Below are 22501 nucleotides of genomic sequence, written 5' to 3'. Positions count from 1 at the left end.
TTCGGCCCAGGCCGGCCTCAGCAGAGAAAGCCAAGAAATGCGCATCCTCGTCGTCAATGTCAACACCACCGCCTCGATGACCGAGAGCATCGGCGCCCAGGCCGCCGCCGTCGCCTCACCGGGCACGGAGATCGTGCCCCTCACCCCGCCGTTCGGGGCCGAGTCCGTGGAGGGCAACTACGAGAGCTACCTCGCGGCCGTCGCCGTGATGGAGGCGGTCCGCTCCTACCCGCACCCCTTCGACGCCGTCATCCAGGCCGGGTACGGCGAGCACGGTCGCGAGGGGCTCCAGGAACTCCTCGACGTCCCGGTCGTCGACATCACGGAAGCCGCCGCGAGCACCGCGCAGTTCCTCGGCCACCGCTACTCCGTGGTCACCACGCTCGACCGGACCGTGCCGCTCATCGAGGACCGCCTCAAGCTCGCGGGTCTCGCGGACCGCTGCGCGTCGGTGCGGGCCAGCGGAATGGCCGTACTGGACCTGGAGAGCGACGCGGAAGCCGCCGTCGAGGCCATCGTGGAACAGGCGGCCCAGGCCGTCGAACGTGACAAGGCCGAGGTGATCTGCCTCGGTTGCGGCGGCATGGCCGGCCTCACGGAGCGGGTCGTCGAGCGCACGGGCGTCCCCGTCGTGGACGGCGTCGCGGCGGCCGTCACCATCGCCGAGTCCCTCGTCCGCCTCGGCCTCTCCACCTCGAAGGTGCGCACGTACGCGGCGCCGCGTACGAAGGCCATCAAGAACTGGCCGCCGCGGGCCGCCTGAACAAGAGGCAGGGGCCCGCTTCACACGGTGGCGTCATGCGGGCGGTATCGAACATGGATACCGCCCGACTGGGCGTCACCGTCAGCGGGGGAGGCTACTTCGACTGTCCGGTCTCGTCGGACCCCACGCTGTCCAGCGGCGGATTCAAGGTGCCCTGCACCAGTCAGTTCTGTCCTGCGCCCCGACCGGGGGATCGGGCACGTTGACCTACACCTGGAAGCACCACCGGAACCGTGACGGCGGGTGAATTCAAAGGGGACGCCGCTGTCTTCGACGTCGGCGGCCAGGAGCAGGCGCCTGCTCCTGGCCCGCGCGCTGCTCGCCGACCCGCCCGTGCTCGTCCTGGACGCGCCCACCGAGGGACGCGCCCCGGACACCGCCGCCGCCGTGCTCGCGGACATACTCGACGCCACCCGCGGCCGAACGACGCTGCTGATCACGCGCGAGCCGCCGGGCCCAGCGGCCGCCGACCAGGTCGTAATCCCTGACCGGGGCCGGATCCGCCCTGCGGCCCCCGACGAGGCCGACGCGCCTCAGCCCGCTTGAACCGTCACCCGGTGCCGTCAGCGGACGACGTCAAACACCTGCTTCTGCAAGCCGTTGGCGTACGCCTCGGACTCGACCAGCTCGAGTTTCTGGGTGTCCTTGTCCGCGTCGCTGAACAGCCGCTTGCCCGCGCCCAGCAGTAGCGGGAAGACGAGCAGGTGGTAGCGGTCGATGAGGCCGGCGTCGGAGAGGCTCCGGTTGAGGGCGGCGCTGCCGTGGATGATGATCGGCCCGCCCTCGGTCTCCTTCGACGCGGCGACCTCGTCGAGGGAGCGCAGAATCGTGGTCTCGCCCCAGTCCGCGACGAGATCGTCCTCGGTGAGGGTGGTGGAGACGACGTACTTCGGCATGACCTTGTACTGGGCGAACTCCTCCATGCCGGGCCAGACGGGACTGAACGCTTCGTAGCTGACGCGGCCCATCATCATGGCGGCGGCCTCCTGCTGCTCGCGGCCCTTGATCTCGAACGCCTCCGGGAGGAATTCGACGTCCTTGAAGGTCCACCCGGAGTTCCGGTAGCCGGGCTCGCCACCCGGGGCCTCGACGACGCCGTCGAGCGAGACGAAGGCGGTGCTGATCAGAGTGCGCATCTCACGGTCTCCTGGTGTGCTTCGTACTGGCCGGCCGCTACGGCTGCTCGCCCGCGGATCCCCACTGTCACTGACTGAATGACTGCGGAGCCTGCACAAAATCATCGGTGTGCACCGGGCCACTCAGGGGTTGGTGTCCGACGACGGAGCCACCTGGGGGGAAGGTGGCAACTGGCACCCCTCAATTACCAGTCGCCGATGGCGGCATCAGGGACAGGAGTTGCCGCGTGTGGCCGGGCAGTTCCGCCTCCGCCAGACCAGTGATGAGGTCCCTGAGCGGGAGGGGCTGATTGACCTGGACCTTGTCGTGGGACAGCAGCAAGGTCGGCACCAGCGTGTCGAGTTCGGTCTCGCTCAGCATCGGCCCGGCGAGGGCGCAGAGAGCGTCCGCCTGGAGGCGGATGCGCTCACGGAGTCCTGCGTTGTCACCGGCGAGACCGATGACGCGCTCGATGGTCCAGGTGTCGTGCGCCGTGCGGTTGTCGTACGTAGCGGGTGCTCCCGAGGACGCGGCGGCGACGGTCGCGATGGTGGTGGCGTTGACGATGGCGACGTGCGCCAGGATCTGGTCGGCGTTCCACTCGCCGGTGGGCGGGACGGGCATCGTGCCCCCGGAGCCGGCCACTGTGGCGGCCGCGTCCATCAGCGAGCGGTAGGCGTCCCGAAGAGGGATGGTGTCCATCACGTCTTCTTTCTTCAGTCCTGCGCGGGGTGACTGGGGGAGTGGCGTCGTACCTGCCGCTTCAGGCGTGCGTGCCGGCCATGTCCCACGGTGCCTGCGGGAGCACCTCGCCGGTCTCGAGCAGCGACTTGAGGTTCGCCAGGACGGCCGGCCATCCCTGTGAAATGCCGTTCAGCATCTCCGTGTTGGGAAGGTTCTCGTGGGTCACGGTGAGCCGGACGATGTCTTCGTGCGGCTCGACGAGGAAGGTGACGACGGACGGGTCGCGCGGCGCCTGGGCGTCCGGGGTGTCCTCGAACGTGATGACCAGGCGCGTCGGCGGCTCGGCCTTGAGGACCTGACCGACGACGTCGACGGCCCCCGATCCGTCGACGCGCCGGTGCTCCCAGGCCGAGCCCGGCTCCCAGTCGGAGACGTTGGCGTGTCCCCAGTAGCGCGCTGTCAGGTCTGCGTCCGTCAGCGCCTGCCACACCTGCTCCGCACTGGCCCGGATGTAGGTGACGTAGACGTAGGACGGTACGGATGCTGATCCGCTGGTCATGGCGTACTCCTCTGCCTGGTTCCTGATGGCACTGATCGCTTGCAGCCGGGGCTTGTCGAACTCGGAGATCCAGCGTTCCTCGATCTCGTGGATCGGGGCCGGATTGAGGTAGTGAAGCCGTTCGCGTCCGCGCCGGACGACGGTCACGAGGCCGGCCCGCTCGAGGATGTCGAGATGCTGGGTGGCCGACTGGCGCGCCATGTCCAGGCGGTCGCACAGCTCGCGCAACGTCTGGCCGTTGTGCTCGCGCAGACGGTCGAGCAGCCGCCGCCGGGTGGGGTCGGCCAGCGCCTTGAATGCCTGGTCCATCGCAGTCGCTTCGAAACTCACCCTCCGATTATGCAGGTATTCACCTGCATAATGCCAGCGGTGGTGATGGGCGGGTTCATGTACGCCCGGTGTGTCCTGGTCGTCTCCCGTGTCAGAGGTCGGCGGGGGGCGGTGTTTGTGCGGGTGTGACGGTGGGTTCGGGGGCGGATTCCGGGCGTATCGGAACGCCGCGTCGTCCCGCCAGTCGGCACCCGAGGCAGTCCGCGTGCCCGTCGCGCGCGGCGCGGTCCCGGCCTCTGAGGCCCGAAGGTCGCGGGCCCGGCGGCTTGCCCCAGCCCGTGAGGTGCAGACCCCATGTGACCAGCGCCGCCACGGCCAGGGCGCAGATCCCCAGCCAGATCCCCGGGCGCCAGCCGCAGATGCCGAGCCCGGTGACGATCGCCCCGGCCGTGGCAACCGCGAAGCCGGCCCACCCGGCGACGGTGTGCCCCTCGTCGTGGCGGTGCGCGGTGAGCTGCCCGCCGAGCTGCCCGCTGGGATGCCTCTCCAGCCGCCTGTTCAGGTGTCCGTCCAGATGCCCGTCGAGATGTCCGTTCATGGGCTGAGAACCCCCCTGACCGAGTTCGCGCTAATTGTTGAGTGACCGATCAAGAAAGGACCGTAGCATGAGTTTTTGAGTGAACGCTCTAGAATGGTCAGCATGAGCAATGCACGAGGACGTCCGCGCACGTTCGACCGGGACGCGGCGCTGTGGGCGGCCATCCGGCTGTTCTGGGAGCGCGGCTTCGAGGCGACGTCCCTGGGGGAGCTGACGGTGGCGATGGGCATCCGCCCGGGCAGCCTCTACGCGGCGTTCGGCGACAAGAAGGCGCTCTTCAGGGAGGCCGTCGAGGTGTACGGGCGGTCGCCGATGGGGTCCTTCCCGGCGCGTGCGCTGGCCGAGGAGCCGACGGCCCGCGGAGCCGTGTCGCGGATCCTGCGTGAGGCGGCGGCGGTCTACGCGGATCCGTCCCACCCGCCGGGCTGCCTGGCCATCAGCGCGGCCACCAACGTCACCGTGCATGACGAGGAGATCGCGAAGTTCCTGCGCGACGTGCGCAACACGGGCGTCGCCGCCATCGAGGAGCGGCTGCGCCGGGCTGAGGGAGAAGGGGAGCTGCAGGCTGGGACCGATGCGTCGGCCCTGGCGTCCTACTTCGCCACGATCGTGCAGGGACTCTCGCAGCGCGCGCGGGACGGAGCTGATGCGCATGAGCTGTCCCAGGTGGCCGAGCTGGCGCTGGTCGCGTGGCCGAGCGGCGATTGACAGTCCCCGGCACCCACGCCCGCCCCGCCGCTGCGGGCCCACCAGCACGGTGGAACCTGACGTCGACGGGCCCGATGCTCAACGCTCGTACGGGGGTGTGGATCAGTTGCCGCCCAGGTGCTCGCGCAACACCGTGCTCAGGGGGGTGGGTTCGCGCCCGATCAGGTCGGCGAGCGTTGGGTCGACTGTTGCGAACTCGCCCGCGCGGCTGGCGGTGAAGACGCCGAGCAGCTGGTCGGCAGCCTCGGCGGGGATGCCGTGGCCCACGAGCTGCTCGCGGAACGCGTCATCAGGTGTCGTGATCCTCTTGACGCTGCGGCCTTGCGCTTCCGACGCGATGCCGGCGATGTCGTCGAAGGTCAGCGCCTGCGCGGCGGTGAGCGGCGGGGTCGGGCCGTCGAAGCGGCCCTCGTCGGCGAGGACGGCGGCCGCCGCGTCGGCGAGGTCGGCGTGCGCGGTCCAGCTCACCGGCCCGTCCGCGGGGAGTTCTGCCTCACCGGACTCCAGCCCATGCCCCAGGAACTGCAGCGCGCTCGTGGCGTAGAAGCCGTTGCGCAGCGCGGTGTACGGCACACCGCAGGTCCGCAGGGCCTCTTCGGTGGCGGCGTGGTCGCGGCAGGGCTCGAAATGCGACGTGGTGCTCGCGCCCATGTGGCTGGTGTAGAGGATGCGCCGGGCGCCCGCCGCGACCGCGCCCTCGATTGCGGCGCGATGCTGCCGCACGGCCTCCTCGCCCATCTTGTCGACGGAGACGATCAGCACTTGCGAGGCGCCCTCGAAGGCGTGAGCGAGACCGGCCGCGTCGCTGAAACTGCCTTGCCGTACACGTACTCCCCGGTCCGCGAGGTCCTGCGCCTTCTGCGGGTCGCGGACACTGACGCCGACCCGGTCCGCGGGTACGTGTGTCAGCAGGCTCTCGACGATCTGACGCCCGAGCTTTCCGGTCGCTCCGGTCACGACGATCATGATTTGCTCCCATGCGTGGTTCCAGTGAAATCGCATTTAGCGTATCACTGATATTATCGATGGTATCGCTCGTGCTGTATCGTTGATATATGCCACTACGTTCACGAGGTAGCCGCGGCGCGGCCGACGTCGATTCCGAGACACCCGCACCCGCGGGGCGCGAAGAGCCGCGGCAGCGGGTGATCGAGGCCGCCGCCGACCTGCTGGCGCGCGAGGGTCGTGACGCGGTCACGACGCGCGCTGTCGCTGTCGCCGCCGGCCTGCAACCGCCCGCTATCTACCGGCTGTTCGGCGACAAGGACGGACTGCTCGAAGCGGTGGCCGAGCACGGTTTCGCCAAGTTCCTCGCGGGCAAGACCGTGGCGCCCCATCCGCAGGACCCCATCGAGGATCTGAGGGCCGGCTGGGATCTGGCCGTCGAGTTCGGGCTGGACAACCCCGCGCTGTACACGTTGATGTACAGCGAACCCACGACCACTTCGTCGGCCGCGTTCGAGGCTGGCATGAAGATCCTCATGGGGCGGATCCGGCGGCTGGCCGCCGGCGGATGGCTGCGGGTCGACGAGGAGCTCGCCGCCATGATCATCCATGCCACGGCGCGCGGCGCGGTCCTCACCTGGCTGTCACTGCCCGACGAACAGCGCAATCCGGCCCTGTTGACCACGCTTCGAGAGTCCATGGTCGCCACCGTCACCAACCAGGAACCGGCTGTGCAGGCCGCGGGCCCGGCCGGCGCCGCGCGCGCCCTGCGTGCCGCGCTGCCCGAACAGACAAGCCTCAGCGGAGCGGAGCAGCGCCTGCTGACCGAGTGGCTGGAACGTCTCGCCGCCGACGGCTGAGCCGCCGGGCCATTCGAGCCCGTATGCCCTGACGCATCCGGAGCCCGCTTGTGCCCAGCATCTCGCCTCGCCCTGCGCCTGCTTGTGCCCAGCATCTCGCCTCGTCCTGCCCCCGCTTGTGCAAGCACCTCGCCGTGTCCTGTGCCCGCTTGTACCCGGACACCGCGTCGATGCCCGGATCTTGTGGCTTCTGCCAGTACGACCTTCTGCCGGGGTGCGGGAAGACTTCCCGCCAGTGGCCGCGGCGTCTCCGGGGGAACGGGGGCCGGGCCAAGGGGATGACCAAGCGCAGGGGAGGACATCACGGTGAGCGCGCAGCAGCAGTACGACGAGATCGGTGAGGCGTTCGAGGGGTTCAAGGCCCTGCCGCTGGCACAGTACGGGGAGGTGCCCGGCTTCCTGAGCATGGTCGGGGATGTGCGCGGCAAGTCGGTCCTCGACCTGGCCTCCGGTACCGGCTTCTACAGCAGGGAGTTCAAGCGGCGCGGCGCCACGGAGGTGCTCGGAATCGACATCTCCGGTGAAATGGTCGCCGTGGCCGAGAAGTTGGAGCAGCGCGATCCGCTGGGCGTGCGCTACGAGGTGGGAGATGTGTCCCAACTGCGGCCCCTCGGACGGCGCTTCGACATCGCCACGGCCGTCCAGCTGCTCAACTACGCCGAGGACATCGCCGCCTTCGAGCAGATGGGCCGCAACGTGCACCGCAACCTGGCGCCCGGCGCCGAGTTCTTCCTGCTCAACCAGACACCCGACTACCGCTTCGACGGGCCGTCCCTCGACAAGTACGGCTTCCGCTCCGAGCTGACCGGCGAGGAGGCCGAGACCGGCCCGCGCGTCCAGATCTCGGCGCTGCTCGACCCGCCGGTCGGGCCGATCTCGTTCGTCACCACGTGCCCGCGCCGCGAGGTCTACGAAGAGTGCCTGCGGGCGGCCGGGTTCGGCGAGGTGACCTGGGTCCCGCTGAAGGTGTCCGACGCCGGCGTGCGCGAGTTCGGCGCGGACTTCTGGGCGGACTTCCTCGCCAACCCCCCGCTGGAGATGCTTCGCTGCCGCGCCTGACGACCGACCGGATCCCCGACGCCGCCGCCTGAGCCTGTCTGCAGCCGGCACAGCTCGCATGGCCCGCCCTGTAGCCCGCCCGGTGGCAAAGTGCCGCGCGCCCGCTCGTGCCTGTCGTCAGGTCACCCGCACCTGGCAGCACAATCGCCCCTGTCAGAACGCATGGGCGTGTGTGAGCGGCACGCGGCACCGAGGGGAACGACCGATGGACACAGCAGCATCTCCGGACCGCAGACTTCTGCTCGCCGGGGCACTCGCGAGCGCCACGGTCGCGCTGGCGGGGTGCACACCGACCAAAGCCGTCACAGCACCGACCAGCAGCAGCACCACGTCGATGCCGAGGCCCTCCACGCCCGCGGCGGCATTCGCGAGACTGATGGAGGGCAACAAGCGCTGGGTGAGCGGAGACCTCCAGCACCCCGACCGGGATCCGGACCGGCGTGAGCTAGTGGCTCAGCAACAGGAGCCGTACGGGTCGGTCCTCTCGTGCATCGACTCCCGCGTACCGCCCGAGCTGCTCTTCGACACCGGGCTCGGCGACCTCTACGTCATGCGCACGGGCGGCGAGGCGGTAGGGCCCGTCGTCACCGGATCCGTCGAGTACGGGCCCATGACGAGCGGCACCCCGCTCATCGTGGTCCTCGGCCATCAGCGCTGCGGAGCCGTCAAGGCGGCGTACGAGTCCCTGCGCGACGACAAGCCGCTGCCGGGCAACCTGCAGGCGATCGTCGAGGCTCTGCAACCGGCATACAAGCAGGCAGTCCGCGAGGGCGGCGGCGACCCGGTCGAGACCATGGCCCGCGCGCAGGTCACCTTGACCGCGAACGAACTGCGCACCAACAACGACCTCGCCCCTCTCGTGAAGAAGGGGGATCTCGCCGTCGTGGGCGCCTACTACTCACTCGACACCGGCAAGGTGGAAGTCCTGGCCGGCGCCCCCTCCTGAACAGATCCGCCCTGAACCGATCTGCCCTGAACAGACCTGTGCCGCAGACCACTTCAGCCGGTGCGGAAGTCGATGAGGCTGTGCGGCGCCAGGTCGTCGAGGCAGAGCGCTATGAGCAGCTGCGCATCCTCGGATTCCGACTCGCTGCGCGGGAACATTGCCTCTTCGTAGGTGGCGAGTGCCGCTTCGATGTCGTCGGGGGTGCGCGGCGATCGACTTCCCGAGGTAGGCGCCGTCGAACATCGCCAGGTTCGCGCCCTCGCCGGACGGCGGCATGAGGTGCGCGGCGTCACCGAGGAGCGTCACCCCGGGCACGCGGTCCCACCGGTGCCGGGTCTTCGGCCGCCGAGGAGTGCCGCTCGTCGGCGTCCTACAGGTAGGTCTCGATGTCGCTGCTCACGCTGGAGCCGTCCGTGAACTTCAGTTCGTGCCGGCCGTCACCGAGCCCGAGCAGCCGCAGGACCGTGCCGCCCGCGTCGGCGGTGCACGGTGGCCGCCCGCGATCTCGTCCTGCATGACCCGGGCGGTCTACGCCGCCGGGAGGTGTCGTACGGATCGGGGAAGGGACTGAAGATGCGTCTGGTACCCGAGCGGCTGGCGAAGCTGCTGAGCCGTGTTCCGAACGGGCGTCAGCTCGTGAAACGGCTGCGGCACCCGGTCGCCGTGCAGACTCTGAGGGCCACCGCCGCGGCGACGATCGCCTACGTCATCGCCCTGCACCTCAGCCGCGAACCGGCCCCCCTGACCGCACCCCTGACCGCTCTCCTGGTCGTGCAGGTGACCCTGTACGCGACCGTGAAGATGAGCATCCGCCGCATCAACTCCGTGGTCGTCGGGGTGTTCATCGCCATCGGCTTCAGCGCCTTGGTGGGGCTGACCTGGTGGAGCCTGGCGCTGATCATCCTGGCCTCGCTCACCATCGGCCCCTTCGTGCGCGCAAACGAGTTCGTGCCCGAGGTGGCGATCAGCGCCATGCTCGTACTCGGCGTCACCCGCGTGGCATCGAGCGCATGGGACCGCGTACTGGAAACCCTGATCGGAGCTTTGACCGGGCTCGCGTTCAACCTCTTCTTCGCCCCGCCCCTCTGGGTGGACACCGCGGGCGACGCCCTGGAGGACCTCGCCCGGCGCATGCGCCGACTGCTGCTTGACCTGAGCGACCAGCTCGACGAGGAGACCCCCTGGCCACTCGCTGCGGCACGGCTCCACGAGGCGCGCCGCCTCGACCAGGACATCGCCGACGTGGACGCCTCCCTGCGGCAGGCCGAGGACAGCCTCCGGCTCAATCCGCGTGTACGGGAGGGGCGACTGCACCGCGTGGTGCTGCGGACCGGCCTCGACACGCTCGAAATCTGCACCGTCGTGCTGCGCGTCATCGCCCGGACCCTCACGGACCTGGCCAAACAGCGTGACGACAGGTGGCTGCTCGAACCCGAGGTGTCGAACGCGATGCGTGATCTGTTCGGCCATGTCGCGGACGCCGTCGTCAGTTTCGCCGTACTCGTCGGCACCGGAACCAGCTCGGAATCGGAAACGGCCGAGGACCGCCTGATCAGCCACCTCGCCGCCGCCAATGTGCAGCGCGAACACGTCGCTCGATTGCTTCTGGACGCCGTCCAGGACGACCCGAGCCAGTGGCAACTGCAGGGGGCCCTGCTCACCGAGATCGACCGCATCCTCGCCGAACTCGACACGGAACACCGCTCACAGCGCCTGATGGAGGAACTGGACCGCAACGCCCAACAGCTGCACGAACGCTTCCCGTCGCTCGTCGGCGTACAGCAATGGGCACGCAGGCACCGGCCTCGCGTACGCCGAAAGGGTGCGTGACAGAGGAGAGGCGGGCTAGTTGCCCGTCAGCGCCGTCCTGAGTGCGTTCAGTGATTCCCGCATGCACTGCGACATCTCACGTTCCTCGGCCGCGCCGATCCACCGCTCGAAACCCACCTTGAAGACGGCGACGCCCGCCTCGGCGGTCAGGCTCGCGGCCGGTTCCGCCACGCCGCGTCGGCGCAGGGTGTCGGCGAGCGCGGCCGACATCGAGGCGAGCTTGATGAGCTCGCGCTCCTGGAGTTCCGCGGTCGCCATGATCACGGCCTGACGCTGCCGCGCGAAGTCGCGGCGGTCGGCGAAGAACTCGGCGACCGTGTCGAGGCCCACCGCCACCGCGTCGATCGGCGCCGCAGACTTCGCAACGTCGGCGACCGCTTTCACGAGCGCCTCCTCCAGCTGGCTGGAGCCGGCGAACAGGACCTCGCGCTTGTCCGCGTAGTGCCGGAAGAACGTGCGCTCCGTGAGTCCTGCCCGTTTGGCGATCTCTGCCACGGTCGTCTGCTCGAACCCGCGCTCGCTGTAGAGCTCCAACGCCGCGTTCGCCAGACGCCCACGCGCGTTCGGCTCCCATCTACCCATACGCAGATCTTACGTGATGACAGTGAATGACATCAGGTGTAGCGTTGATGACAGGCACTGACATCACTGTGGTGCCACCTGCCATCGACTCCTTGGGGTTTTTCATGCGCATTTTCATGACCGGCGCGTCCGGCTGGATCGGCTCCGCCGTCGTTCCCGAGCTCATCGACGCGGGGCACGAGGTCGTCGGGCTGGCCCGCTCCGACGCCTCCGCGGCCGCGCTCACCGCCGCCGGGGCTGAGGTCCTGCGCGGCACCGTCGACGACCTCGACGTACTGCACGACGCGGCCGTCGCGTCGGACGGGGTGATCCACCTCGCCTTCAAGCACGACATCGCCTTCACCGGCGACTTCCGGGGGGCCGCGGAGGCGGATCGTCGCGCCGTCGACACCATCGGCGCCGCGCTCGTGGGCACCGACCGGCCCTTCGTCATCGCCTCCGGCGTGGCCGGCCTCGCGCCCGGGCGGGTGTCGACCGAGCACGACGAGGCCACGAACGACGGCTCGCCGATCTCCATCCGGGTGGCCACCGCAGATGCGGTGCTCGCCCTCGCCTCGCAGGGCGTGCGCTCGTCCGTGGTGCGGCTCTCTCCCACCTGCCACGGCGACGGGGACAACGGCTTCATGGCGGCGCTGGTCGCCACTGCCCGCGCCAAGGGCGTCTCCGGCTACCTCGGCGACGGCGCCAACCGCTGGCCGGCCGTCCACCGGCTCGACGCCGCCCACCTGTTCCGCCTCGCGGTCGAAAAGGCCCCCGCCGGATCGGTCCTGCACGGCGTCGCGGAGGAGGGCGTCGCAATCCGCGACGTCGCCGAAGTGATCGGCCGTCACCTCGACCTGCCGGTGACCTCCGTGGCGCCCGAGAGTGCCGCCGAGCACTTCACCTGGCTCAGCGCCTTCGTCGGGATCGACGCCCCGGCGTCGAACACGCTGACCCGCGAACTGCTGGCATGGGAGCCGTCCCAGCCCGGTCTCCTCGAAGACCTCGACAAGGGGCACTACTTCCAGGAGCCGTCGATGACTGCCTGACGCGAGCCGCGGGCACAGCGCCGACGCTTGCGCACGCCGGTCGCGGCACAGCTCAGTGACCTCGTCTCAGCGGCCTGCTCCACGAGGCAGCCGCCGGGCAAGGAGTTCGTCCTCGGAGGTGACCTGCGGCCGACGTACGAACGAGACATTGACGCGATCCGATTGCCCACTGTCGTGCGAGTTTCTCCAGTCCGGGCTTTCGGGCGAAGCGGTCTACTCCGACGCCCGACACCTCGACTCCACCGACGCCGGCGGACCGCCTCTCCTTCCTGGAGGCGTTCAGTTGGCCAGAGCGCGGATCTCGTCGTGGATTCGTTCAGCGAGCGCTTGGGCCAGGTGGCGGTGGTTGTGGTCGGTGATGGCGGTGACGACCGACGTGCTGCTGTGATGGATGGCGGTGACTGCGAGGGGGTGGCCCGGGCCGAGTGGTGGGATGCCTGCCATCGCAGTGAGTCGCGCCGGTCCGAGGGTGAGTTCGCCGGCGTGTGTGGACACGCTGCTGCAGAGGAGGGAGAAGTAGCGGGGTGAGTCGACGTAACGGCCCGCCGCGTTGCTCAGAGGGGTGATCTTGCGTGGTCGTGATGAGACCACGGCGGCCTGGGCGCGTGCCCTGGCGCCGGTGGCACTTCGCCGGATGAAGGAGTCGACGGCGGCGAGTCTCAGCCGCGCGTCCCGCTGCCGGGGGAGCGGCACCCGGACGGTGGCGTAATGATTGCCGAGGAGTTGTGACTCCTCATTGGTGCGTACGTCGACGGGGACCAGGGCGCAGATGCCGGGCAACATCGGCAGTGGCCGGCCGGTGATGCCCATCGTTCGCAACGCTCCCGCTGTGGCGGAGAGGAAGACCGCGTTGGTGGAGGCGCGTTCGGCTGTCCCGGCGGAGCGCAAGGAGTCGCGGGCGGCGTCGAGTTCCTTGCGCGGCACCTGGCGGAAGGACAGGACGCGGTGAGGGTCCACCGGACCGTGAAAGGGCAGTGGGCGTGCCTTGGGGAGCAAGTCGCCCACATTCCAGGCGAGTTGACGGGCTCGGGAGGGTGCGTCCGCCGTCGCCGGGCCGCCGACTCGTGGAGGGCGCAGGGCGCCGGTTTCGTCGAACAGGGCGCGGAGCAACGTGGCGATCGACCTGCCGTCGAGCAGTGCGTGATGAGCGCGGAACAGGAGGACGAAGCCGCCCGGGGTGGGGATGAGGTGCAGCTGCCATGGCGGGCGGCGTGGGTCGAGTGGTGTGGTGAACAGGGCTGCGATGTGCGCTTCGAGCCCGGTCGTGGTGACGTCGGGGCTCTCGGCGACGTGGTGATCGGCCTCGAAGGGCCCGCCGGTCGACCACAGAGGCCAGCTGTGGCAGGTGGGATCGGTCTCGGGTGCGCTGCTCGGCAACTGCCGTAGCCGCTCGTAGCGCGCAAGGCGGTCACCGGCCAGGCGGCGAAGGGCTGAGAGTGTGGGCGGAGGGCCCTCGAACCAGGCGAGCAGCGCCGCCGTCATGGTGGAGCCGCCGCTGCTCTGCTGGCGGTGCATCCAGGCGTCCAGCGGTGGCATTGGGGTGCAGGGGTGCGAGGTGCCGTGTTCGGGTGATGCCAAGGGTGTGGCGAGGTGTGGTGGCGGGGCTTGTTGCGTCATAGGGAATCCTCACGCTGATGTTGGCGGTGGGCCGCTCCGTTCGGTGCGTCCGGCGTGCGCCGGGCCGGCGCACGCACGGATGACACGGATCAGCCGAGCGCGGCGACCGCTCGGGCGACGGCCCCCGCTCCGTCCTCCTTCGCCAGTCGTACGGCCGCTGCCGCGGCGTTCCGCGACAGTGCACGGTCCTGGGTCGCGCGGGTGAGCGCGTCGGCCAGCCGTGCGGCGGTCAGTTCGGTGCAGGGGACTGCTTCCGCACTCACCCCGAGCTGGACGAGTCGGGCGGCCCACCAGGGCTGGTCGGTCATGACCGGGACAGGCACCGCAGGAACCCCCGCCCGAAGACCGGCCGCGGTGGTGCCCGCGCCCGCGTGGTGGACCACCGCGGCCGTCTGCGGCATCAGCCAGATGTGCGGGATCTCGCCGACAGTGATGACGTCGTCGTCGACCACCGAGAGACCGGCCCAGCCCGACTGGACGACCCCACGCAGCCCCGCGCGCCGAAGAGCCTGCGCTGCGATCTGGCCGAGCTCCTCGGGGTCGCCGGGCATCATGCTTCCGAAACCGATGAGTACCGGGGGTGGTCCTGCGGCCAGGAAGTCCCTCACCAGGGTGGGTGGTTGCCAGTTCGGGCACTCGTGCGGCCACCAGTAGCCGGCCACGTGCAGTCCTTGTCGCCAGTCCGCCGGGCGTGGAACGACCCAAGGGCTGTAGCCGTGCCAGATCGGCCACTGGTTGCGTTCGCGGACGCTGCGCAGGCGGTGGGCGCTGCGGTGGGCGACACCCAGGCGGGCGTGGACGGCGCGATGGGCCGTGCGGTACAGGGTGTCGAAGAGGGCGTTCGCGGCGTGGCCCCGCAGACGGTTGGTGCGGCCTGGGCTGTGCCAGGCCATCGTGCACGGGGCGAACTCGACTGTGGGTACGTCGGGTTGAAGGAAGACACCCATGGTGGGAATGCCGTGGTAGCGCGCGATGGCCGCGCCGATCGGAGCCGCGATGGTCGACAGCAGGATGAGGTCGGCCTTCGGATCCACTGAGGCGAGGATGGCGTCCACCAGCGAGAGCATGGCCTGTTCGGTCGACCGGACGAGCGACCGTAGCGACTTGAGCCCCTGGAGCTGAATCGAGTGGGGAGCGCTCGACGGATGCGCTGCACCTTTGGCGCCGCCGTTGGCACGCCTGTGGGCGCCGATCAGCGCCTCAAAGGGATCGGCTTCGAGCGGCTCCATGCGAAGTCCGCAACAAGCAACCATCGGGGCGAACTTGGCGTGAGTGACGATCTCGACGGTGTGCCCGTCGGCCAACAGCCGATGTGCGAGGCCGGTGTACGGGGCGACCGAACCGGTCGAACCCACCGTGATGACTTGGATGCGCATCGAGTGCGGGTCCCCTTTCAACCGGAGTCGCGCAGCCCGGGGTTCCTGCCAGGTCGATGGGCTGCCGCGACTCGCGCTTTTCCATACGCCACCAACGAGCACGCGGACCGGGAGTCACATGACCACGTACTGCCCGGGACGCCGCCGGGCGTTCTCACCGTGCTGGCCAGGGCGGGGAAGTCCGCTCGACTTCGCGGCAGTACGCGAGCTGTTCCAACGCCTCGCCCGCCAGGAAGTGTGTGATCAGATCGGCGAGTTCGACCGGTCGCTCCAGCGGAAGCATGTGGTCGGCATCCGCGACCTGCGTGAACCAGCTGTCGGAGCACGTGGCGGCGAGGTGTCGGCACAGGTCCGGAGTGGTGAACGTGTCGTGCTCCCCGGTGGCGACCAGCACCGGCATCGCCGGAGGCCGGCTCGTGTCGAGCATCTCGTGCCTGAGCAGACGCATCGTGTTGGCGAGGTGCTTCGCGACGTCCTCCTCGCTCAGATTGAGCATCCGGCGCATCAGGAAGCGGCGAACCCGGGAGCCTGCGGTGACGGAGTCGATCCGGTCGGAGTTGACCATGAACGCGACCGTCTCCTCGGCGAACTCCTCCATACGTCGCTCCACGAGCAGGTCCAGAGTCCGGCGCATGGCTACCTGGGCGTGCCGGGGAATGGACGTCATGGTGCCCACCAGCACCATTCTCTCGACCAGTTCCGGCCGCCGCTGCGCGAGGCGGTAGACAATCGCCGTGCCGTAGGAACCGCCCACGAGATTGACGGAGGTCAGCCCCGACTCGTCGAGCATGTGACCCAGGGCGTCCGCGAGGAAGTCCGCACCATGGCGGTCGGGCAGGACGTTCCCGGCACCCCATCCCGGCAGGTCTACGGTGAACACGTCCACGTGCGCGAGCAGTTCACGTTCCAGACGGCCCCAACTCTCCTTGGTCTGGAACGCGCCGCCGACCAGCACCAGTGGTGCGATACGCGGCGCGGCCGCCCGGACCAGCCGCGACTCGCAGCGGTATCCCTCCCACTCGTGGCGGGACACGAGAGCGGACCGGGTGCGGGTGTTCGGGTCGGCGAGTGCCGGGGACATCAGAGACACGGGGCCTCAACCCCCGTTCCGTGCACCAGGTCCCGCGGCGGGCCGCCTCGGCACCTTCGCCGCGCGATGGATCCGGCCCAGGTCCCGACAAAACCGTGCATTGACATGCCTTGAAGATATCGCCCCGAACAGAACATTCCTTTCCATTCGCTGGATAGTGGTCGAGCCGTGGCATATCAACTCTCCAAGCTCGCAGACTTGTTCCCCTGACACCGGTGCGCAGCCGCAGCCGCAGCCGCGAGCGCAAGCGCAGGCTCAAGTACGGCGGTCGGCGAGCAGGCGCCGGAGCCATCGGGTGCGTGCGTCGCGTGCGTCCCGGCTCAGGGCCGCCTTTGGCGCCAGGCTGTCGAAGCCGTGGTAGGCGCCGGGCCATACGTGCAGTTCAGCCTGGCCGCCGGCCTGCCAGATCGCGTTCGCGTACGCCACACCCTCGTCCCGGAACATCTCTGCCGACCCGACGTCGAGATACGCCGGGGGGAGTTGTGACAGGTCCGTGGCACGGGAGGGGGCCGCGTACGGGGGCAGGTCCTCAGCACCGTAGAGGTCACCGAGCAGTGCCTGCCACGCGGTGGCGTTCGAGGTGAGGTCCCAAAGCCCGAGGCCCGACATCTGCCGGCTGGAGAAGGTGCTGCCGCGGTCGTCGAGCATGGGGCACAGCAGCAGTTGCCCCAGCGGCTCCGGACCGCCGCGATCGCGGGCCAGCAGAGCGAGGGCCGCGGCGAGCCCGCCGCCGGCGCTCTTGCCTCCGATGATGATGCGGTCTGGGTCGACGCCCAGCTCGGCCGCGTGCTCGGCCGCCCAGGCAAGCCCGGCATAGCAGTCCTCCAGCGGCCCCGGGTACAGCGCCCGCGGCGCCAACCGGTACTCGACCGAGATCACGGCCATGTCCAGCGGTAGCGCCCACTCGCGAAGAATCCGGGGAAGCACGGACCATGCGTTGCCCATGACCATCGCGCCGCCGTGCATGTAGTAGAGCAGCGGCAGCGGTCCGACGAGCCCGGACGGCCGGGCGCTCACGAGCGTGACGTCCGGCCCGCCGGGCGGTCCCGGTGCGCGTAACTCCGTCACCTCGAAGCGGCCGTCCGCGCGAAGATCCTCGACGGTTGGCCTGGGCCGGGCCGTGGCATCCCGCATCTGCCGGGCCGCAAGATTCTCCGGTGTGAGCGGCTCCCTCGACTCCTTGTTCAAGTCAGCGAGTGCGAGGCTCTGTTCGGGGTCGAACGGGGGCGCCGCCGTGGGTGCCGGGGCCCGGCCGGACTCCGATTCCGAGCGCGCGCGGCGGTCACTCATGACCCACCCCTTGTCGGACTGCGGAACGATCGCCTGAGACCCATACAACGCAGCCAACCACAGGGCTTCGACGGGGGAGACAGGGCCGTTATTCATCCCTACGAGTGAATTGATGAATGGACGTCTGAACGGACGTCCCGGCGGTGCGCTGTGCTGGGTCAAAGGACAACGGATGCCGAGGGGGAGCGTATGCGTGTCGCCGTGCTGTGTGTCTGGCTGGTCACCGCGAGCCTGGGCGGATATCTGGCCACGGTGTGGATCCGCCACGGCGGGCTGCAACAGCGCACGCCGGGCGTGACGCGGCTGCCGCTGTGGCTCGTCCTCGGCCACATCGCCCTCGCTGTCGCCGGACTTGCCGCCTGGACCGCGTACCTCCTCGGCAACGCGCGCGGCTCCGCCTGGGCCGCTTGCGCCGTCGTTCTGATCGTCGCCGCCTTCGGCTTCATGATGCTCTTCCGCTGGCTGCCCAGCCGGGGGAGACATTCGCAGGGCCATGCCACCGCCGAACGGAACTTCCCGCTCACCGCGGTCGTCGCCCACGGCATGAGCGCCGCCGTCACGGTGCTGCTGGTCGCGCTCGTCGTCCTGGGGCGCGCGTGACACGAACAGTGGCGGCGTCCCCCTCCCTCAGGAGCGCTCCCGCACCGCGTCCAGGCGGTCACGCACCCAGGCGTCCACGTCGTTGACGTGCCGGCTGGCCGCGGTGAAGGCGGCGAGGCTGTCGTGGTCGCGCAGCGCGCGGTAGATGTCCATGTGCTGCTCGTGGGTCCAGGCGAGTACATCGGACTTGATCAGGGCCCGCCAGATACGGGCCCTGGCCGTCTGCTGGGTGACCGAGGAGAGCAGCGACTCGAGGGTGCGGTTGCCCGTCGCGGCGACGATGTCGGCGTGGAACGCGAGGTCTTCGCGGACCAGCTCCTCCGGGTCGTTCAGCGTGCGCATGCGCTCGATCCGCTGCTGGAGACCATCGAGGGTGGCCGCGTCGATCCGGGTGGCCGCGAGCGCGGTGGCGCCGGGCTCGATGACCTTGCGGCACTCCAGCACCTCGTCGAGCCCGGTGTCGTTGGCGAGGTCCAGGAAGCTGCCGATGGCGCGCACCAGCCGGTCCGGCCGCAGATCCGTGACGAACGTGCCGTCACCGCGCCGTACGTCGAGGACCCCGGCCATGGCGAGCGCGCGTACGGCCTCGCGGAGAGAGGGGCGGGACAGCTGCAGCTCGTTCGCGAGCGCGGTCTCCGGGGGGAGTCGCTGCCCCGGCGCGAACTCGCCTGATTCGATGCGCTTCTTGAGCCGGTTGATCGCCACGTCGACGACACTGTGCCCGCTCCCGCCGATGCCGTCCGCATCCCTCTTCGTTGACATGGGCTCAGGATCCCATCCGGTCGGCCTCGCCCCAGACCGGACCGGTGGGGTAGCGGTAGGTCTCCAGCGTCTCGCGGTGGATCTGCGCGCTGTAGCCCGGAGCCTCGGGCACCAGGTAGCGCGAGCCGCGGATGCGCACCGGGTCGTGGAAGTGCTCGTGGAGGTGGTCCACGTACTCCACGACGCGGTCTTCCATCGAGCCGCTGACCGCCACGTAGTCGAAGATCGACAGGTGCTGCACCAACTCGCACAGACCGACGCCGCCCGCGTGCGGGCAGACCGGCACATCGTGCGCGGCGGCGAGCAGCAGGGCGGCGACCGCCTCGTTCACGCCGCCGAGCCGGCAGGCGTCGATCTGGCAGATGCCGATCGCCTTGCTCTGCAGGAACTGCTTGAACATCACGGCGTTGTGGGCGTGTTCACCGGTGGCCACGTGGATCGGTGCGATGCGCTGCGCGATGGCGGCGTGGCCCAGGATGTCGTCCGGGCTGGTCGGCTCCTCGAACCACCAGATGTCGAACTCCGCGAGCGCGTCCGCCCAGGCGATCGCTTCCTCGACGCCGAGCGTCTGGTTGGCGTCGATCATCAGCCTGCGGTCGGGGCCGATGATCTCGCGGGCGATGCGGCAGCGGCGTATGTCGTCCTCGAGGTCGGCGCCGACCTTGAGCTTGACCGCGTCCCAGCCCTGCGCGACGGCCTCCTTGCACAGCCGGGCGAGCTTGGCGTCGTCGTAACCGAGCCAGCCCGCGCTGGTGGTGTACGCGGGGTAGCCGTGCCGGCGCACGTACGCCTCCCGTTCGGCGCGGCCCGGCACCCGGGACTCGAGGAGTTCGAGGGCGGCCTGCGGAGTCAGCGCGTCCTTGAGGTAGCGCCAGTCCACCAGGTCCACCAACTGCTGCGGTGAGAAGTCGGAGAGCAGCTTCCACACCGGCTTGCCCGCCAGCTTGGCGGCCAGATCCCAGGCGGCGTTGACGACCGCGGCCGTGCCGAGATGGATCGCTCCCTTGTCGGGGCCCAGCCAGCGCAGCTGACTGTCGCCGAGCAGATGACGGGAGAAGCCGCCGAGGTCGCTGACGATCTCGGCGACGGACATGCCCACGGCCCGCTCGCCGATCGCCCGTGCGGCCTGGACCGCGAGGTCGTTGCCGCGGCCGATGGTGAAGGTGAAGCCGTGCCCCTCGGACACGTCCGTGGCCTTGTCGCCGCCTGCCACGCGCAGCACCACATACGCCGCCGAGTAGTCCGGCGAGTCGTTCATCGCGTCGGAGCCGTCGAGATCCTTGGACGTGGGAAAGCGGACGTCGATCGTTTCCACATCGACGATACGAGCAGTCATCGGCGGTCACTCCTGTGTGTTCCGGCGGATTGATGGCCAAGATGTCAGATGTCTGTCGCGCTCGCCAGATGTTTCGCTCAGATCATCAAGTTAGTTCCCAGGTATTGCCCGCTAGTTGGGCCATCGCTACGGTCCAGTGATCAGATGTCTGCGGCGCCCCCAGGCCAGACATCTGACAGACAGCCGCAGCCCCTACGCGAGTCAGCGTGGACCGCAGGGAGGTCCGATGAACACGGTGTCCACCGTGGAGAACGTGCGCCGGAAGGTGTCCCGGCGCTTGCTCCCCCCACTCTTCTTGATGTTCGTACTGAGCTTTCTGGACCGCACGAACGTCGCGCTCGTGAAACCCCACCTCGAGGCGGACGTGGGTATCGACGCCGCCGCCTACGGCCTCGGCGCCGGCGTCTTCTTCGTCGGATACGCCGTGCTGGGAGTCCCGTCCAACCTCGCTCTGCACCGGATCGGCGCCCGCCGCTGGCTGGCCGGCCTCATGTTCGTATGGGGCCTGCTGTCCTGCGCGATGGCGCTCGTCAACAGCCCCACCAGCTTCTACGCGTTGCGCTTCCTGCTCGGTGCCGCCGAAGCCGGCTTCTTCCCCGGCGTGATCCTCTACATCACGTACTGGTTCCCGGCCGCCGACCGCGGCAAGGCGACGGGGATGTTCCAATCCGCCGTCGCCATCTCCAGCATCATCGGCAACCCGCTCGGCGGCTATCTCATCGGGCTCCACGGCCTGGCCGGGCTCGACGGCTGGAAGTGGATGTTCCTCCTGGAGGGCGCGCCCACCGTCCTGCTGGCAATCGCCGTCCCCTGGCTCCTCACCGACCGACCGGAACAGGCGAGTTGGCTGACGAGCGAGGAGAAGGTGCTCCTCACCGACCGCATCGCCGCGGACCGCCCGGACCCGAGCATGCGCTCACCGCAGCGCGCCCGCGCCATCATCAGCGACAGCCGGGTGCTCCGGCTGATGTTCGTCTACTTCGCGATCCAGATCAGCGTGTACGGGGTCACCTTCTGGCTGCCGGCGCTGGTCGGCCGCATCGACGGTCTCGGCGATGTCGGTATCGGCTTCGTGTCCGCTCTGCCCTGGGTGTTCGCCCTGCTCGGCGTGGTGATCCTGCCCTGGTACTCCGACCGCACCGGCGACCGGCGCGGGCCCCTGCGGCTCGCCCTCGTACTGACCGTCGCCGGACTGCTCGGCGGCGTGCTCCTGCCGCCGGTGCCCGCGGTCGCCGCCCTGTGTGTCGCCGCCTTCGGCTTCCTGGGCGCGCAGCCGGTGTTCTGGACGGTGCCGCCCACGATCCTCGCCGGCATCCAGATCGCCGGCACCATCCCGCTGATCTCCGGCTTCGGCAACCTCGGCGGTTTCGTCGGCCCGTATGTGATGGGTGCCGTCGAGTCGGGTACCGGTTCGGGAGCCGGCGGCCTCTATGTCATCGCGGCGATCGCCGCCGCCGGGGCCGTCGTGGCCACCGGTTTCGACTGGGTGGGGCAGACCACCCGAACTCCCGCAGAGGGGAACGAAAATGACGCGCATCGTGCGCTTCGCTGACGACACCGGAACGGTACACACCGGAGTCAGCGACGGGACCGGAACCATCCGCACCTTCGATGGCGCGCCGCGCATCGCCGACCTGCTGCGACTTCAGGCAGGGGAACTGCGCGCGCTGACGGAGGCCACCGCGGCCTCCACCGGGCCGGGCCTTCCGGCGGGCGACGTCCTGCTGCTGCCGCCGCTCGACGGCCTGATGGAGTTGTGGGCCGCCGGCGTCACGTACGAGCGTTCCCGGGACGCCCGGGTGGCGGAGAGCACCGAGCAGTCCGTGTACGAGCGGATCTACGACGCCGAGCGCCCGGAGCTGTTCTTCAAGTCCCAGCCCTGGCGCGTCGTGACCGACGACGAGCCGATCGCCGTACGGGAGGACTCGGACCTCGACGTCCCCGAGCCCGAACTCGGCCTCGTGCTCAACCGGCATGGCGAGACGGTCGGTTACGTGATCGTGGACGACGTCAGCTCCCGTTCGATCGAGGGCGAGAACCCCCTCTATCTGCCCCAGGCCAAGATCTACGCCGGAAGCGCGGCGGTGTCCGCAGGCATCGCACCCTTCTGGGAGATCGAGGACGCGACCGCCCTGAAGATCGCCCTCGTGGTGCGGCGGGGCGGGGCCGTCGCCTACGAGGCGACGACCACCACGGCCTCCTTCCACCGTCCGCCGCAAGGGCTGGTGGACCATCTCTGGCACTCCCAGCCGTTCCCCGACGGCGCGGTGCTGTCCACCGGCACCGGCATCGTGCCGGGACTCGACTTCACCCTCCGGGGCGGCGACATCGTCGAGATCACCATCGACGGCGTCGGGAAGCTCTCGAATCCCGTACTCGGGGATCAGGCAGAGCTGGACTGGCTGGTCGACGCGATCGACCGCCCACTGACGCGGCGTGCGCACCGAAAGGGGCTGAGCGGGGGCCGGTGACCGATGTGTGT

The 22501-nt window shown here is 69.5% G+C and carries 23 protein-coding genes and 1 pseudogene; 11 read left to right on the top strand and 13 right to left on the bottom strand.

The window, feature by feature from the left end; genetic code table 11:
• The first annotated feature begins 37 nt into the window (after window positions 1-37).
• Window positions 38-763: an aspartate/glutamate racemase family protein gene (locus OG574_RS03745; protein ID WP_326771829.1), complete on the top strand. Its 726-nt coding sequence runs from the start codon at window positions 38-40 to the stop codon at window positions 761-763.
• A gap of 243 nt (window positions 764-1006) precedes the next feature.
• Entirely contained in the window at window positions 1007-1309 is a 303-nt protein-coding gene (locus OG574_RS03740) for a hypothetical protein (RefSeq protein ID WP_326771828.1), read from the top strand.
• Window positions 1310-1326: 17 nt separating this feature from the next.
• Here the strand turns inward: OG574_RS03740 and OG574_RS03735 are convergent, their stop codons facing one another.
• The 4 genes from OG574_RS03735 to OG574_RS03720 all read right to left on the bottom strand — a co-directional run bounded on the left by OG574_RS03735 (window position 1327) and on the right by OG574_RS03720 (window position 3990).
• Complete coding sequence (locus OG574_RS03735; protein WP_326771827.1) at window positions 1327-1899, bottom strand: dihydrofolate reductase family protein; 573 nt, start codon at window positions 1897-1899, stop codon at window positions 1327-1329.
• A gap of 181 nt (window positions 1900-2080) precedes the next feature.
• Window positions 2081-2581, bottom strand: coding sequence for a hypothetical protein (locus OG574_RS03730; RefSeq protein ID WP_326771826.1), 501 nt, complete (start codon window positions 2579-2581; stop codon window positions 2081-2083).
• 61 nt (window positions 2582-2642) lie between these two features.
• A complete protein-coding gene (locus tag OG574_RS03725; RefSeq protein ID WP_326778356.1) occupies window positions 2643-3431 on the bottom strand; it encodes an ArsR/SmtB family transcription factor in 789 nt (262 codons plus the stop codon).
• Window positions 3432-3543: 112 nt separating this feature from the next.
• The gene (locus OG574_RS03720) at window positions 3544-3990 is read right to left on the bottom strand and encodes an HGxxPAAW family protein (protein ID WP_326771825.1); all 447 of its coding nucleotides are present in this window, start codon (window positions 3988-3990) and stop codon (window positions 3544-3546) included.
• Between the two features lie 93 nt (window positions 3991-4083).
• Here OG574_RS03720 and OG574_RS03715 point away from each other — a divergent pair, with 93 nt between their 5' ends.
• Window positions 4084-4698 carry a TetR/AcrR family transcriptional regulator gene (locus OG574_RS03715; protein WP_398376923.1) on the top strand — a complete coding sequence of 205 codons (615 nt, stop codon included), beginning with the start codon at window positions 4084-4086 and terminating at the stop codon, window positions 4696-4698.
• A gap of 102 nt (window positions 4699-4800) precedes the next feature.
• Here OG574_RS03715 and OG574_RS03710 read toward each other — a convergent pair whose 3' ends face one another.
• A complete protein-coding gene (locus OG574_RS03710) occupies window positions 4801-5664 on the bottom strand; it encodes an NmrA family NAD(P)-binding protein (RefSeq protein ID WP_326771823.1) in 864 nt (287 codons plus the stop codon).
• A gap of 179 nt (window positions 5665-5843) precedes the next feature.
• Here OG574_RS03710 and OG574_RS03705 point away from each other — a divergent pair, with 179 nt between their 5' ends.
• The 3 genes from OG574_RS03705 (at window position 5844) to OG574_RS03695 (ending at window position 8508) form a co-directional block, all read left to right on the top strand.
• Window positions 5844-6503: a TetR/AcrR family transcriptional regulator gene (locus OG574_RS03705; RefSeq protein WP_326771822.1), complete on the top strand. Its 660-nt coding sequence runs from the start codon at window positions 5844-5846 to the stop codon at window positions 6501-6503.
• Between the two features lie 300 nt (window positions 6504-6803).
• Window positions 6804-7562, top strand: a complete 759-nt coding sequence (locus tag OG574_RS03700; protein WP_326778355.1) for a class I SAM-dependent methyltransferase — start codon at window positions 6804-6806, stop codon at window positions 7560-7562.
• 205 nt (window positions 7563-7767) lie between these two features.
• Window positions 7768-8508 carry a carbonic anhydrase gene (locus tag OG574_RS03695; protein ID WP_326771821.1) on the top strand — a complete coding sequence of 247 codons (741 nt, stop codon included), beginning with the start codon at window positions 7768-7770 and terminating at the stop codon, window positions 8506-8508.
• 53 nt (window positions 8509-8561) lie between these two features.
• Here the strand turns inward: OG574_RS03695 and OG574_RS03690 are convergent.
• Window positions 8562-8838, bottom strand: a pseudogene (locus OG574_RS03690) (FAD-dependent oxidoreductase); the annotation flags it as partial.
• Window positions 8839-9081: 243 nt separating this feature from the next.
• Between OG574_RS03690 and OG574_RS03685 the strand changes: the two are divergent.
• Window positions 9082-10338: an FUSC family protein gene (locus OG574_RS03685; protein WP_100593874.1), complete on the top strand. Its 1257-nt coding sequence runs from the start codon at window positions 9082-9084 to the stop codon at window positions 10336-10338.
• A gap of 15 nt (window positions 10339-10353) precedes the next feature.
• Here OG574_RS03685 and OG574_RS03680 read toward each other — a convergent pair whose 3' ends face one another.
• Window positions 10354-10920: a TetR family transcriptional regulator gene (locus OG574_RS03680; RefSeq protein ID WP_326771820.1), complete on the bottom strand. Its 567-nt coding sequence runs from the start codon at window positions 10918-10920 to the stop codon at window positions 10354-10356.
• Window positions 10921-11024: 104 nt separating this feature from the next.
• Here OG574_RS03680 and OG574_RS03675 point away from each other — a divergent pair, with 104 nt between their 5' ends.
• A complete protein-coding gene (locus tag OG574_RS03675; RefSeq protein WP_326771819.1) occupies window positions 11025-11948 on the top strand; it encodes an SDR family oxidoreductase in 924 nt (307 codons plus the stop codon).
• 279 nt (window positions 11949-12227) lie between these two features.
• On the opposite strand, the gene OG574_RS03670 is transcribed toward OG574_RS03675, so the two are convergent.
• The 4 genes from OG574_RS03670 to OG574_RS03655 all read right to left on the bottom strand — a co-directional run bounded on the left by OG574_RS03670 (window position 12228) and on the right by OG574_RS03655 (window position 17321).
• The gene (locus OG574_RS03670; protein ID WP_326771818.1) at window positions 12228-13463 is read right to left on the bottom strand and encodes a wax ester/triacylglycerol synthase domain-containing protein; all 1236 of its coding nucleotides are present in this window, start codon (window positions 13461-13463) and stop codon (window positions 12228-12230) included.
• Between the two features lie 191 nt (window positions 13464-13654).
• Window positions 13655-14941 carry a glycosyltransferase gene (locus tag OG574_RS03665; protein WP_326771817.1) on the bottom strand — a complete coding sequence of 429 codons (1287 nt, stop codon included), beginning with the start codon at window positions 14939-14941 and terminating at the stop codon, window positions 13655-13657.
• A gap of 154 nt (window positions 14942-15095) precedes the next feature.
• A complete protein-coding gene (locus OG574_RS03660; RefSeq protein ID WP_326778354.1) occupies window positions 15096-16022 on the bottom strand; it encodes an alpha/beta fold hydrolase in 927 nt (308 codons plus the stop codon).
• Between the two features lie 264 nt (window positions 16023-16286).
• Complete coding sequence (locus tag OG574_RS03655; RefSeq protein ID WP_326771816.1) at window positions 16287-17321, bottom strand: alpha/beta hydrolase; 1035 nt, start codon at window positions 17319-17321, stop codon at window positions 16287-16289.
• Window positions 17322-17510: 189 nt separating this feature from the next.
• On the opposite strand from OG574_RS03655, the gene OG574_RS03650 reads away from it, so the two are divergent.
• Entirely contained in the window at window positions 17511-17921 is a 411-nt protein-coding gene (locus OG574_RS03650) for a hypothetical protein (protein ID WP_326771815.1), read from the top strand.
• Between the two features lie 27 nt (window positions 17922-17948).
• On the opposite strand, the gene OG574_RS03645 is transcribed toward OG574_RS03650, so the two are convergent.
• A complete protein-coding gene (locus OG574_RS03645) occupies window positions 17949-18683 on the bottom strand; it encodes a FadR/GntR family transcriptional regulator (RefSeq protein ID WP_326771814.1) in 735 nt (244 codons plus the stop codon).
• A 4-nt stretch (window positions 18684-18687) separates the two neighbouring features.
• A complete protein-coding gene (locus OG574_RS03640) occupies window positions 18688-20019 on the bottom strand; it encodes an enolase C-terminal domain-like protein (RefSeq protein WP_326771813.1) in 1332 nt (443 codons plus the stop codon).
• Between the two features lie 226 nt (window positions 20020-20245).
• Between OG574_RS03640 and OG574_RS03635 the strand changes: the two genes are divergently transcribed.
• Both OG574_RS03635 and OG574_RS03630 read left to right on the top strand, forming a co-directional pair.
• Window positions 20246-21571 (top strand): MFS transporter, encoded by a 1326-nt coding sequence (locus OG574_RS03635; protein ID WP_326771812.1) that lies wholly within the window; start codon window positions 20246-20248, stop codon window positions 21569-21571.
• Window positions 21546-22490: a fumarylacetoacetate hydrolase family protein gene (locus tag OG574_RS03630; protein ID WP_326771811.1), complete on the top strand. Its 945-nt coding sequence runs from the start codon at window positions 21546-21548 to the stop codon at window positions 22488-22490. Before OG574_RS03635 ends, OG574_RS03630 begins: the two co-directional genes overlap by 26 nt.
• Window positions 22491-22501: the final 11 nt, after the last annotated feature.

It is taken from the genome of Streptomyces sp. NBC_01445, assembly GCF_035918235.1.
Taxonomy (GTDB): Bacteria; Actinomycetota; Actinomycetes; order Streptomycetales; family Streptomycetaceae; genus Streptomyces.
The sequence above is the reverse complement of the archived record's forward strand: the minus strand, read 5'-3'. Positions and strand labels throughout refer to the sequence as shown.